14 protein-coding genes are annotated in these 13,230 nt (G+C 38.9%); 8 read left to right on the forward strand and 6 right to left on the reverse strand.

The genetic code is table 11. The features are described from left to right. Window positions 1-870 precede the first annotated feature (870 nt). From H6G75_RS24510 to hppD, 3 genes are all read left to right on the forward strand, one after another. Window positions 871-1,677, forward strand: coding sequence for a phosphate ABC transporter ATP-binding protein (locus H6G75_RS24510; protein WP_190982544.1), 807 nt, complete (start codon window positions 871-873; stop codon window positions 1,675-1,677). A gap of 346 nt (window positions 1,678-2,023) precedes the next feature. Then, complete coding sequence (locus tag H6G75_RS24515) at window positions 2,024-3,094, forward strand: NYN domain-containing protein (RefSeq protein WP_190982545.1); 1,071 nt, start codon at window positions 2,024-2,026, stop codon at window positions 3,092-3,094. A gap of 204 nt (window positions 3,095-3,298) precedes the next feature. Next, the gene (gene hppD / locus H6G75_RS24520; protein WP_190982546.1) at window positions 3,299-4,327 is read left to right on the forward strand and encodes a 4-hydroxyphenylpyruvate dioxygenase; all 1,029 of its coding nucleotides are present in this window, start codon (window positions 3,299-3,301) and stop codon (window positions 4,325-4,327) included. Between the two features lie 304 nt (window positions 4,328-4,631). Here hppD and H6G75_RS24525 read toward each other — a convergent pair whose 3' ends face one another. Beyond that, a complete protein-coding gene (locus tag H6G75_RS24525; protein ID WP_190982547.1) occupies window positions 4,632-4,952 on the reverse strand; it encodes a multidrug efflux SMR transporter in 321 nt (106 codons plus the stop codon). Window positions 4,953-5,345: 393 nt separating this feature from the next. Between H6G75_RS24525 and H6G75_RS24530 the strand changes: the two genes are divergently transcribed. Beyond that, complete coding sequence (locus H6G75_RS24530) at window positions 5,346-5,795, forward strand: Hsp20/alpha crystallin family protein (RefSeq protein WP_190982548.1); 450 nt, start codon at window positions 5,346-5,348, stop codon at window positions 5,793-5,795. A gap of 110 nt (window positions 5,796-5,905) precedes the next feature. Here H6G75_RS24530 and H6G75_RS24535 read toward each other — a convergent pair whose 3' ends face one another. Together H6G75_RS24535 and H6G75_RS24540 are read right to left on the reverse strand one after the other, a co-directional pair. Further along, window positions 5,906-6,484 (reverse strand): hypothetical protein, encoded by a 579-nt coding sequence (locus tag H6G75_RS24535; RefSeq protein WP_190982549.1) that lies wholly within the window; start codon window positions 6,482-6,484, stop codon window positions 5,906-5,908. A 632-nt stretch (window positions 6,485-7,116) separates the two neighbouring features. Then, entirely contained in the window at window positions 7,117-7,521 is a 405-nt protein-coding gene (locus tag H6G75_RS24540) for a hypothetical protein (protein ID WP_242051632.1), read from the reverse strand. A 174-nt stretch (window positions 7,522-7,695) separates the two neighbouring features. Between H6G75_RS24540 and H6G75_RS24545 the strand changes: the two genes are divergently transcribed. The 4 genes from H6G75_RS24545 (at window position 7,696) to H6G75_RS24560 (ending at window position 9,758) form a co-directional block, all read left to right on the forward strand. Continuing rightward, the gene (locus H6G75_RS24545) at window positions 7,696-7,926 is read left to right on the forward strand and encodes an addiction module protein (RefSeq protein WP_190982550.1); all 231 of its coding nucleotides are present in this window, start codon (window positions 7,696-7,698) and stop codon (window positions 7,924-7,926) included. A gap of 48 nt (window positions 7,927-7,974) precedes the next feature. Then, the gene (locus H6G75_RS24550) at window positions 7,975-8,349 is read left to right on the forward strand and encodes a DUF433 domain-containing protein (RefSeq protein WP_190982551.1); all 375 of its coding nucleotides are present in this window, start codon (window positions 7,975-7,977) and stop codon (window positions 8,347-8,349) included. Beyond that, window positions 8,346-8,738 (forward strand): ACP S-malonyltransferase, encoded by a 393-nt coding sequence (locus tag H6G75_RS24555; RefSeq protein WP_190675380.1) that lies wholly within the window; start codon window positions 8,346-8,348, stop codon window positions 8,736-8,738. The genes H6G75_RS24550 and H6G75_RS24555 overlap by 4 nt, the downstream gene beginning before the upstream one ends. Window positions 8,739-8,885: 147 nt before the next feature. Next, window positions 8,886-9,758 carry a hypothetical protein gene (locus H6G75_RS24560; protein ID WP_190982552.1) on the forward strand — a complete coding sequence of 291 codons (873 nt, stop codon included), beginning with the start codon at window positions 8,886-8,888 and terminating at the stop codon, window positions 9,756-9,758. A gap of 78 nt (window positions 9,759-9,836) precedes the next feature. Here H6G75_RS24560 and H6G75_RS24565 read toward each other — a convergent pair whose 3' ends face one another. The 3 genes from H6G75_RS24565 to H6G75_RS24575 all read right to left on the reverse strand — a co-directional run bounded on the left by H6G75_RS24565 (window position 9,837) and on the right by H6G75_RS24575 (window position 13,206). After that, window positions 9,837-11,432 (reverse strand): nickel-dependent hydrogenase large subunit, encoded by a 1,596-nt coding sequence (locus tag H6G75_RS24565; RefSeq protein ID WP_190982553.1) that lies wholly within the window; start codon window positions 11,430-11,432, stop codon window positions 9,837-9,839. 93 nt (window positions 11,433-11,525) lie between these two features. After that, window positions 11,526-12,098, reverse strand: a complete 573-nt coding sequence (locus tag H6G75_RS24570; RefSeq protein ID WP_190982554.1) for a hypothetical protein — start codon at window positions 12,096-12,098, stop codon at window positions 11,526-11,528. Between the two features lie 145 nt (window positions 12,099-12,243). Beyond that, a complete protein-coding gene (locus H6G75_RS24575) occupies window positions 12,244-13,206 on the reverse strand; it encodes a hydrogenase small subunit (protein ID WP_190982555.1) in 963 nt (320 codons plus the stop codon). Window positions 13,207-13,230: the final 24 nt, after the last annotated feature.

Here is a 13,230-nt window from a genome sequence, read left to right on the forward strand (position 1 = left end):
AACTGTCTTTGTGAGATCCCACCCTCTAAGTACGCATCAATTATTTTCTGCCGAAAGTCAAGTGAGTATGCTTTCATTTATATCTTCTCATAATCTATATCTTATCTAATTACTGTATCTCATTAGACTGGAAAACGCTATAAATCTATATCTCTATTTAGAAATATTTCCAAAACATCACATATCGATGAAATTATGCAAAATTTAGATAATTTGTCTTTAGCAGAATTATTAGTGCTTAAAGCGAAAGTAGATGCTTTGATTGAAGAAAAATATTTATTGCTGTCACCCCCCTCTTTCAGGCAGTTATCAAAGGGTAACATCTACTACTAATAATACAAGTAATAGTTGAAACTTTATCAGGCAAAATAAGCTAACTATGCAGTTAGTAACAGTATTAGATGCAAGTATGGATTATTTATCTTCAGGTTAATATTATGGCGATCGCCTACTTTTTAGATTTGGGGTCAATTACTTCACTTATCCGATTCAGCAAAAAAATATCAATTACCGTCAAAAATTTATTTAAATTTTAAAAAATAGTTTGCATTTTTAAAGAAGAGCTTACTTAAGCAGTAATAAATATTGTTAATTGCAGGTCATACCTTAAAATTAATCCCGAAAATGCTGCAATTCATTAACAAAAAACCGAAAAAATTTTGGTTTTCATGGTAGCATATTTTACAGTAAACATTGATAGCAGTAGTAACTTTTTACCCTAAATTTATACAGATATCTAATATCAGTATATTTGCTGTATAGCTTAAACGAAGAAAGTCAACTTCTAGTTTGATCACCAGTGTAGTATACAGAGCCACGGATTTTCATGATTGCGTTTAGTCAACATCAATACACTTACAAATTTCTGGTATGAATAAGCTAATTCCAGCAATCAAAGTTAAAAATCTTAGCCTTTACTACAACACCCAAAAAATCCTGGAAGGAGTATCAATGGATATTTACCAGGATAAAGTCACAGCAATTATTGGCCCTAGTGGTTGTGGTAAGTCTACTTTTATTAAAAGCCTCAATCGGATGAATGAATTAGAAGCGGAAGTTCACGTTGAAGGAAAAGTAGAATTTTACAATCAAAATATTTATGAACGTCGAGTTAATTTAAACCGCTTACGCCGTCAAGTTAGTATAGTGCTGCCTAAGCCAAATTTATTTCCTATGAGCGTTTATGATAACGTTGCCTATGGAGTGAAAATACTGGGATGGCGGCCGAAAGTTGAATTAGATCAAATTGTCGAATCTGCCATCAAAGACGCTGATCTGTGGGATGAAGTCAAAAATAAGCTGCATAAATCTGCTTTAGAGCTTTCTGGTGGACAACAACAGCGACTTTGTATCGCCCGTGCTTTAGCCGTCAAACCAAAAGTCATTCTCATGGATGAACCTTGTTTTGGGCTTGATCCTGTAGCTGCGACAAAAGTGGAAGGATTAATTCAGAGTTTGCGTTTGCGATCGGAATTAACAATGGTAATCATTAGCCATAACCTACAACAAGTCACGCGCATATCTGATTTCACGGCTTTTTTCTCCACCAATGAACATCGTATTGGGCAAATGGTAGAATTTGGACTCACAAAAAAGATTTTCTCTAACGCCCTTGATGTTCGTACAAGAGAATATGTGTTAACCCGCCTTGGTGGTAAATATGAAAATAGAGGCTAGGGGTTAGAGGCTAGGGGTTAGAGAGGAAAGTTATCCATATTTGTTTTTTAATTTATATCTCTATAGCTGTTCTTATTCCAGTAAGTAGCAAGAATAATTAACCACAGATAAACAGAGATAGATGTAGATAAATTTCTATCTCTTTAGATTGGGTAATATACTGATCATTTTTCTAAAAATTGGTGATGTTCAGATCCCCGACTTCTCAAAGAAGTCGGGGATTTGAGGGAATTTTTTTTCAGGAGTTTTACGGTTATCAGATAGTTTACTGCACAGATATAACATGGGTAATTTCTTGGCTTGGATAATAATTTAATCATCTAAGCTAAATTACCTGTGGTAGTTTATGAGCTATGCTAAAACAACTGAGTTAAATGGCTCAGGTAGTATCACCCAAGTGCAGCCTACTGAAGCAGAAGAAACACTTGTCTGTTATTCTTTTGCTCATCCAACAGAGACGGCAGTTTTATTATTAGATGCCGAAAACTTACAAATCAACTCGGAAACCGAGAAGTTTTTAACAACAGTTTGTACTTGTCCGATTCAAATTAAAATTGCCTTTGCTAATTGGTGTAGCATGGGTAAACTTGATGTCGAGTTGCATGGACGTGGTTACGATTTAATTCATGTACCTGTAGGTAAAGATAATGCTGATGGTAAAATGATTACTTTTGGTTCATCTATTTATGAGAGATATCCAAAAGCGAGAGAAGTTTTAGTTTGTTCTTCTGATAAAGTGATGACTAATTTATGTAATCATCTCCGCCAACATGGGTTAATAGTATATCAAGTGAGCCAACAAGGTGAAGATATTACAGTATTAAATAGTGCTACAGGTCAACTGGTGAGAAAGTGTACTAATATACCAGAAATTCCGGCGATCGCTCAATTTATTCAACAAATTAAAGAGTTAATTAAAACAGAACAAGCCTGTAATCATAGTCATTGGGTTAAGTTAGCTACTATTTCACAAAATTACAAAAATAAGTATACAATAAGTATTACTCAAGTAGCTGAAAAACACTTTCCAGGTAAGAAGTCTAGAGAAATATTTGAGCAATATCCAGCCGAATTTGTGCTGCATCAAGTTGATTCAGATGCCCCGGTGTATATCACCTTATTTGAAATTGTAACGGATAAAGCTAATATTACGGAACATCAAAAGATAACTATTAAAAGTAAGGCAGATTTAGAACAAGCAATAAAAAATATTATTTATAAATTAACTAATAATTCACCTGGAAGTTACATTGATATTGGCCCTTTAAGTAGTGAGTTTAAGCAGCAATATGGTAAACCGATTACAGAACAAATTAAAGGCTTGCAATTAAGTGGCAATTTCATTAAATTTCTGCGATCCTGTAGTTCTTATCAACTCAAACAAACTGCAAAAAGTTGGCAAATAGCAGTTAAATAACCTTTTATAACATTCCTAGGTAGAGTAAAGAGTAGTTTGTGGGTGTACAGATTCAAATTAAAGTCCTATTATGCAAGCTCTTGATTATTTAGGTGTAATTATGTAAGATGCTTACATAATTATTGCTTAGGAAGGACTTGATAATCTAGCAAAAAAGGCAGAATTTACACATAGATAAGCTCTCAAGCTAGATTTTCAGGATTTATGGAAATTGCTCACGTTCATTTCTATGTAGAAGATGCCGCATTTTGGCGGGATTGGTTCGTATACTATCTGGGATTTACCGCAGTTAATAGTGGAATAAGTTCAGAACACACTCATACTGAAATGGTGCAGAGTGGTGCTGTCTGTTTTTTACTATCTTCACCATTATTGCCTACAAGTCCGGTTGCAGAGTTTTTGTGCCAACATCCTCCTGGGGTGGCGGATATTGCTTTTACTGTACCAGATGTGGAAACTGCGATCGCTCAAGCAGCAGCCCAAGGTGCGACAATCTTAGAACCCATCCAAGAATATGCCGACTATAGGTGCAGTAAAATTGCAGCTTGGGGTGGAATGACTCATACTTTAATGGAAAAATCAGCCAGTGTGAATTGGGAAGCACGCGATCGCCCCATGTTTAGCGCCATTGATCATATAGTTTTAAATGTACCAGTGGGTGAGTTAGAATTTGCTGTGGCTTGGTACAAAAACGTTTTAGATTTGCAACCACAACAAGCGTTTAAAATTAAAACTGATCGCTCTGGATTGTACAGCCAGGTGCTAGTTTCCCGGAATGGCAGTGTACAATTGCCAATTAATGAACCAACTTCTCCCAATTCGCAAATTCAAGAGTTCTTGGATGTCAATCGCGGCGCAGGTATTCAACACATTGCTTTGCGAACATCAAACTTAATTAGTGCGATCGCCCAATTACGTACCCGTGGTTTATCTTTATTGTCAGTCCCTCAGACTTACTACTCCCAATTAAAAAAGCGGACAGAATTTCGCTTATCACCCTTAGAATTAGAAGCGATCGCCCAGCAAGAAATTTTAGTAGATTGGCAAGCTAATACCCAAAACGCATTATTACTCCAAATTTTTACTCAACCTATTTTTGGACAGCCAACATTTTTCTTTGAGTTTATTGAACGGCGTTTTCAAGCACAAGGTTTTGGCGAAGGTAATTTCCGCGCTTTATTTGAAGCCATCGAAAGCGAACAAATAAAACGTGGAACTTTACACTTTGAATAAACTAGTTTTGCTGATTGCTGCCAAGTTGGCTACATATACATGAGCATCGTTGCTAAATTATGAATGGGAAATAACTTGCGGGCTTGATGAGCCAAGTTTTACTACACTATACATGCTAAAGCATTAACAACGGACGGTTTAGGTTGGTTGCTTATTTTGCTTACTTTTTGAGAGATTGCTACTATTTTTCTTGTAGCGATTAATCTCAAACTTCTTTATCTCGAAAAGGACATATATAACAGGAAGTCCTTGTTGATTACTCCTATCCTTACCTCATTCATAATAAAATGGATGAGGGCTTTTTTTATTTAGTAGAATTTACCCCAATCACACCAATAATAATTAATGCTATTGATATAAATTTCACCCAAGACATTGATTCCCGAAACCAAATTACACCAATAGTAGCGATTACAGTTGTTCCTAACCCAGACCACACAGAATAAGCAACGCTGACTTCAATTTTTTTGAGAGCTAAAGTCAAAAAGCTAAAACATACTCCATAACAAACAAAAATTAACACCGAAGGAATAGTTCTTGTAAATCCCTCAGACAATTTCATAGAAGTTGTCCCGGCGACTTCAAACAATATTGCTGTAATGAGATAAAGCCAACTGTTTATCATAATTTATTGATTTATTACAAAAGGATGATGAAAATATGATTTTAACAATCAAATAGAATGAATACAAAATTTACAATTAATCAATGATGTAATTCTGCTATTTTGATAACATTTATCCTCATTTAACTAAATTTTCTAAAATTATTATGTATGAATCATATCCATGAATTCTCAAAACAACCAGTGATATATCAATAATTAGAATTTATATTCAGTTTGCCACACCTATATTATGGGGGTTTACCGTACTAATCAAAATATTCGGTAATCATGATGAAATTGGTGCTAAAAACCGAATTTACACCCCTAGAGTTTGTGAATACCATAAGAACAAAGCAAATGATTTAAACCTAAATCAACTACAAAAACTGAGAAATTAAATGAGGTAGAGACATGACACTAGTACGTTGGAATCCTTGGCAAGAAGTTAACACTCTCCAAAGACAAATTAACCGTTTATTTGAAGAAGAAATGCTACCATCTACTTTACTTGACAGAACCTTGGCAAAAGTTCCGGCTGCGGAATTACAAGAAACTGAAGAAGCAATTCATCTCAAACTAGAACTGCCAGGAATTGCAGCCAAAGACTTAGATGTGCAAGTTACAGAAAAAGCTGTCTATGTTAGCGGTGAACGTAAATCTGAAACCAAAACAGAAGGCAAAGGCGTTACCAAGAGTGAATTTCACTATGGTAAATTCCAACGCTTGATTCCTTTACCAACTCGCATTCAAAATACCAATGTGACTGCTGATTATAAAGATGGTATTTTGAATTTGACATTGCCTAAAGCTGAAGAAGAAAAGAAAAAAGTCGTCAAGCTAAATCTAGAATCTATTGGCTAAAAATTAGAGACGTTGCAATGCAACGTCTCTGTTCACATCTCGTACTCAATCAGATCCCCGACTTCTTCAAGAAGTCGGGGATCTTGTTTTTCACGAATAGTTGAAAATTTCTACAAACTGCGATTTCTCCCGGATGATTCTTTTCTGTCCATAGGAAAAACTTCAAAATCGAAAGTTGCAATCAAACGGTCATCAATGTATACCTGTATTTTATGTTTACCAGGAGGATCACCTGCTGCGATCGTCCAATAGTTTTGAATCACACCATCATTCGCTGTAGTTTTGCGCCTCATTACCGACTCTGTACCGTCAGCCGAGACTGAAAAGTTTTCACCATCATCTGTAGCCCAAGTTTCTGGAGGTTTTGGCAAGCGTAAGACTTCTCGCCATGTAACTTCGCCTTGGTAGTCTTTGAGTTGAATTCGCCACCCATATTTACTACCTTCTTGTAGTGGTACTCTGAATGTGGGGATGAAGTTAACTTTACCTCTAGCATCAACTCTCGCTATCCCAAACTCAGCTTTGTCGATCGCAATCGGCTTTTTAGTATTGCTTGCTTGAGAAATAGACCGAGATGATGCTGTTTTATCGGCGGCGATCGCTACTTTAGCATTGATTGGCTGAGAAGCTACCAACCCGGAAACTAGCCAAGAAGAAGTTAGTACAACTATTGCAGTCCAAATTCTCATTAGCAAAATTGTTGGTCATTTACTAGTACTTATTCCCATCCTCCTACCTGGCTTCCGGGTTTACTCCCAATAAACAGGCAAATTGGCAGAATAAATATTGAAGGATTAATCATCAGTTTATAGTTAAATTGACAACATCAATTCAAGTAATGAAAAATACTTTTTTCTCCAGCAACTTAGCAGAACTGCAAAAACTATCATCGTAATTTGTCAGTGTGGGTGCTAAATGTGCATTGATTATTTTTAATACGGAATTTTTGATATGTAAGCAATTGCTGACAGTAGGTAATTTGCTAAATAATTATTCTCTCAAGTGATAATTACAACATCTACGGTCATGAGTTTGCAAGAACTTTGTACAGAAACTGCACACTCAAGAATGTGCGATCGCTTTTAGCCAGCATTAGAGGTTGTTTGAAAAGCCTAAATTATTACTTACTGGGCGATTGGAAATCGCAGCTACACAGACGAAACCCACCTACGTGGGTTTGAAAACTTTGATTTTGTGTTAGTCCACGCAGGTGGACTTTGCTTGTGTAGTAGTGAATTCTATTCGCCCAATACTTTTCAAACATCCTCTTACCAAATTATACAAATAGCTGTTTGTAGTGAATGAGCGATCGCATCTGTCTTTAAAGTTCTTCTACAATCACACCGCCTGATTTTAATAATTGAATGGCTTCCTCTTTTTGCATCCTAGCAGTGGCGATGAGGTCTGACCCTCTACCTAAACGATGAAAGACTCGCAGAATTTTCCCGTTCTCATCTTCTATTGTGACCAGAAAATTTCTTGTCGTAGTCATCACTCTACCCGCTTCTATAATTTCAACTCCTTTGCTTCTTGTTTGAACTACAAAGACTTGTCCTTTTTCCAGAACATCTCTATCAACAATTTCATCAGCAGCTTTTGAGCTATTAAGTACAGAATTTGCTGTATCAAAATCAGAAGAATGCGCGGTAGGAATTTTTACAAGTAAACTACTAGTCAGAACTATCATACTTGCAAGCGGAAGTACGTAAATCTTTGAAATAGTCATTGATTTTTGTTGTTTACTGAGTAACTGATTCTTGTATAACGTAAGTAAGATAGTCTACGCAATGTATCGTGCGATCGCGCTTATCCAAATATAGAGTCATGATACAAGGTTGATGTGCTGCTATGTTAGATTATGGTTACGGTGTAAGCACAATTCAGCTTTGTGTAACAAGCTATGCAATCCATTGAGCAACTCACAGCAGAAATTTTATCTTTGCCTAGTGCATCAAGGGCGCTTTTGGCAGAAAAGATTATGGAAAGTTTGGAGTTCGATACAGATCCCACCATTCAAGCCGCTTGGATTACTGAAGCAAGAATGCGGCGTGATGAGATTAGAAGTAATTCTGTACAACCCATACCAGGAGATGAAGCTTTGGCTCAAGTGAGGCGACTACTTGAGCAATGAAATATGTCAGTTCAGTAATGATATAGAAAAATCTGTGAGGTTACAGGTATGACTCCAGTATTTAACGAGAAATCAGCTATTATCCGTACAGAACGTGGACTGACGATCGCTGGAACACGCATCACTATTTATGATGTTATGGATCACCTTTTGGCTGGATGGACACCTCAATTGATCCGAAATTGGCTTCCTTTAACAGAAGAACAACTTGATGCTGCACTTGCATATATTAACGCCAACCGTGCTGAAGTAGAAGCAGAATATCAAACAGTTTTAAAAGAAACTCAAGAGCTACGTAAATACTGGGAAGAGAAAAACCGCGATCGCCTTGCACAAATAGCTAAAATGCAACCAAAGCCAGGACAGGAAGAGATTTATGCTAAACTTCTGGCTTGGAAGGCGAAACTTGGTCTAAATGGATGATTTTTCTGGTTGATTACAATCTGACAGGCTATGTGGTTTTGTTTCAAGGAACACTGGCTGCTGAAGGTTGGCTAGAGCTTTTGTCAATTCGTTTTGTAACTCTGAGCGAGGTGGGTTTAGCTGCTGATACCAATGATCGACTTATCTGGCGGTTTGCACAGTCTAATCAGATGCTTCTTTTAACAGCGAATAGAAACGCTAAAGGCGAGGATTCACTCGAACAAACAATTCGTGAAGAAGGCACATTAACCACACTACCTGTAATTACAATTAGTAGTTTGGATAGACTTATTGAGCGAGAGTATCGAGAACAATGTAGTGCGCGTATTGTTGAAATTGTACTGGATATTGAAAACTACTTGGGCGTTAGTCGTTTGTTCATTCCGTAATTCTAAAGGGATTCTGTGCGATCGCTTTTAGCCAGCATTACCAAATTATACAAATAGCTGATTGTAGTGAATGAGAAAGCGATTTTTGTTGATATTGCTGGCTTTGTGGGAAATCTATGTGTAGTTGATCACAAAGAATATTAACCTATGGGAACAGCACAAAAAGCAAAATCATTCTTACGCGGTAATAAGTTATATCAGCAACGCGCACGTAAAGCTTTACCATTACTTATAGCAAAAGCTACCGCAAATCAAACAATGTTTTATTTTGAGTTAGCTGATGAGCTAGAGATAAATAATCCAAGAAATTTGAATTATGTTTTGGGTAGTATAGGTAACACTCTCCAAGAGTTATCAGAAGAGAGGGGCTATGAAATTCCACCCATCAACCTTTTAGTTTTGAATAAAAGAATAGGTTTACCGGGTGAAGGTGTTGAAAAATTTATTCCTAAAGAAGAATTTAGCAAGCTTACTCCTAAAGAAAAGCAATTAATTGTTGATAGACTACTCCACGAAGTTTACACATATCCACACTGGAATAGAGTTCTTGCACACTGTAACCTTAGCCCTCAACCTGTGAAGGATAATTCAAGTTTAAGTTTATTTGACGCTATTCAACGTAGACAAGGGAATGAAGGCGAAAGCGAATTTCATCAAAATTTGAAGAGTTATATTTGCTCAAATCCTGATGTGGTAGGATTACCTAAAAATATTACTGGTAAAACAGAATATAGTTTGCCTTTAGGAGATACGGTTGATGTGCTTTTTCAGCTTGAACAAGAGTGGGTAGCTGTTGAAGTAAAATCTAGGATCTCTGATGATTCAGATATAGTTCGGGGATTGTTTCAATGTGTTAAGTATCAAGCAGTAATTGAGGCTTATCAAATAGTTATTGGTTGTAAAGCTAGTTGTCATGTTTTACTTGCTATGGAAAATCAATTTTCTACCAAACTCCTTCAAATGAAAAATCTGCTGGGAATAGAAGTTATTGATAAACTTCGGGGCCATTCTCAAACTTGATGTGATACGGAATAAGCTAATGACTAACTAAATGACTAGCCATTAGCCATACTCATAACAAACTCTCTGCGTTTAAACTTACGCAGTCCGAAAACGCGCCAACTCCTCACCAGTCTTCGCATCGTGGGCGTGGACTGTACACACAAGACAGGAATCAAAAGATCGCGCGACGTGTCCAACTTCCACAGGATCGGTCGGATCTTCAATAGGTGTCCCTACTAACGCTTCTTCAATGGGGCCGCGTTTATTTTGACCGTCACGGGGGCCGATATTCCAAGTACCAGGGGCAATAACTTGGTAGTTCTTAATCTTACCGCCTTCTATGTCTACCCAGTGACACAAAGCACCCCGCGCCGCTTCCGTTGCGCCCCAACCTTTGCCGTCTTTTTCTGTGGGTTTAATATACCAAGGGTCGTTTAACTTGAACTCGCGCAAGCAGTGTTCGGCTTGGCGATATAGTTTGACGATTTCGTGGAGTCTGGCTAACTGACGGACGTGAATATTTGCACCGCCCATTTTCTTGAATACATCTAAAATGAAGCCATCATGATGTTGCCAAGATTCGCCGTGATTACCACCTGCTACTAACTGACGCGCTAAGGGGCCTGCTTCTAATCGTCCGAAGTCTTTGTGTAATACTGCACTTGCCCAAGAATAGGCATTATCGAAGTCTTTTGTATTGTTAGCGATGGGTTTTGTAGTGCGATCGCTCGGATGAATATCTGCTGTCCCTTCATCGTACCAAGAATGGGTTAAATTCTCACGGGCGAAGGATTGATCCATCAAGGTGTGCGTGTCGGTGAAGCTATCATACACGCCACTCTTCATAATCATCGCTGCATTGCGCCCTTCAATAGTCGGCTTTTGGTATCTATCTTCGTGGGCTAAATATCCCCAAGTGACGTATTTACCGACACCTGCACCATATTTATCTAGACCAATATCTAGACCCATCCGCCAATAAAAGCCTAAGTCAGATTCACGATGTTTGATGTCTTCATCTAACCAGTTCATGAAGTCATCGTAAGTCTGAATTTCTTCGTAGCGTTCTAAAGAACAGCCTAACCATACTGGTTCTAACCAGTTGGTGCGGAAGTATTCTAAAATCGCCCAGGCGCGGGTAATGTCGGTGAGGGTGGGGGCGCACATCACACCACCAGGCACCATATAACTGCTGTGCGGCCATTGTCCACCTAGTAAGGCGTAAATTTCTACGGGTTTGGCGGAAATGGTCACACCGAGTTCGTAAGATTTGCCTGTGAAGGCAGAAAAGCGGCGGACTGCTTCATCATAGAAGCGACTACTACGATAGTTTTTATTTGTTAAGTCAATGGCGAACAATCCATAAAAGTAACGGGGGATACTTTGGATAGTTTCGACAATTTGACCGAGGTTTCTGGCTAAGATGGCGTTGCGTGGCACTTCTGTACCCCAGGCTGTATCTAACGCCCAAGATGCAGAAGTTAAGTGAGAACCGCCACAGATACCGCAAATCCGGGGTGTGACAATTAATCCGGCTTGGGGGTCTTTGCCACGGAGGATGATTTCAAAGCCGCGAAATAGTTCGGCGTGAGTCCAGGCGTTGACTACATAGCCGTCGGCAATTTCCACGCGGACATCTAAATCACCCTCGACTCTTCCGACGGGTGAAATGTCTAATGTTTGTTTGCCCATTTTCCTCTCCTGTTTTCATTGATATGTAGTCAGTGATGCGGTAATAACAGTTGAGGCAGTTGCGGTAGATATTAATTCAGATGTCGTTGATGCTTAAAGTTGCAAGTGCTTATATCCAAGTACACCCACTACATCCTCTGGATGGTTAGAGAAGATTGGTTCTGTACTCCATTTTTGGGATAGTCGGATAACTTCTGGCATTCCTGGAAATAGTTCTGCATCTGTCCAGTCGATGAAACTTTCTGCTTCTGTAACTTCTCCAAAATTACGAAATAGATCGGTTTCACCTGCTTTTGCAAATGATCTAATCAGAATGCCATTTTGTGCGAGTATCCAATGCGCGTAGGAGATGACATCTTCGTAAGCTGCAAAAGCCTGTGCCTCACCAAATTTCTGGCTTAATTCAGTTACTATTTGCTGCATTGCATTCAGATATTCTGCGGAACTTCCCCTTGGTTTCCACTGATGAAAAATGATTATCCAATCATTTGGAGTAGGAAACACGAAAGTATTAGCTGTATCTCCGAAATAACTGAACCTTCCTTGTTGAATATTCTCTAACTCTAAAGCATTTACAACAGCATTAACATCTGAACTTTTGATTGTCATCCAGTCAAGATCCGCATGACAGTATAAATCTTCGTCATCAAGATTTTCTGCACCCATATATTTACTCCTTTGTGGCTTCACTACAGTTGCAACTAATACGTAGTTTGCTCACAAAATATCACACCTTAATTGAATCTTGCAGTGAAATCAACAGTTTCAAAATACCGCCTCAACTCATCAACCAAAGCACTGTAATTAATTACTAAACTGTGAAAAAATCCTCCTCTGCCCAAGGTGGTGCTGCATCTTTAGCGACCATTGTGAGGAGGGCGTAGTCTTTTTTGTTGACTCCTGGTGGTAGTTCTTTGGGAACTCCCATGACGGTTTGGGTTTTAAATACAGTTCCGGGTTTGAGGTCAAAGAAGGGAAATTCTGGTTCTGTACAACCTAAACAGGGCATTCCGGCGCGGGTTTTGGATGAGACGCGGTTCCAGAGGATGCGGTTGCAGGATGAATGAGTCATGGGGCCGCGACAGCCTAAGTCGTAGAACAGACAGCCTTTGCGTTGACCAAATTCGGCGGTTGTGGCTTTGTAGGCAAAGTGGACGTTGCGAGTACAGCCTGTTTGGGTAAAGGTGTTAAAGAAGGTTTGGGGGCGATTCAGTTCATCTAAAGCAATATCGCCGATGCGTCCGGTAGCGATCGCCACTAATATCTGCGTTATCCAATCAGGGTGTGCTGGACATCCTGGAATGTTGATTACAGGTAAGCCGGATTTGGAGCGGAAGTCTTTACCTAAAAAGCCGCCTTCTTGCCGTTTGAGAAATTGTAAGCCTTGGGATTCGCTGGGGTTGGGCGACATTGCGGGAATTCCGCCCCAAGTAGCACAATCTCCGACAGCAACAATAAAACTTGCAGCTTTGGCTAGGTCGATTAACCAATCTTTCATGGGGCGATCGGCAAAGCGATTCCATTCACCTGTGCCGTTGGGGGCATTTACTACACTGCCTTCAAATACCAAAATATCCAAAGGGATGTTACCTAAAATGCAGTCCCACAGCAAGGTTTGTAAGTTATTGCCTAATTCCAACCCCAAGGAAGGATGCCAAAGCACTTTAATGCCAAAGTCAGATATGAGGTCGCATACTGTCGGTTCTTCGGCATTTAGAAACGACATGGTGTTGCCCGAACAGGCACCACCTTGCAGCCAGAGTACGTTAGTCATTGGCTATGTGTTGGTTGATTTTTT

This window comes from Nostoc sp. FACHB-280, from assembly GCF_014697615.1.
Classification (GTDB): domain Bacteria; phylum Cyanobacteriota; class Cyanobacteriia; order Cyanobacteriales; family Nostocaceae; genus Nostoc_B.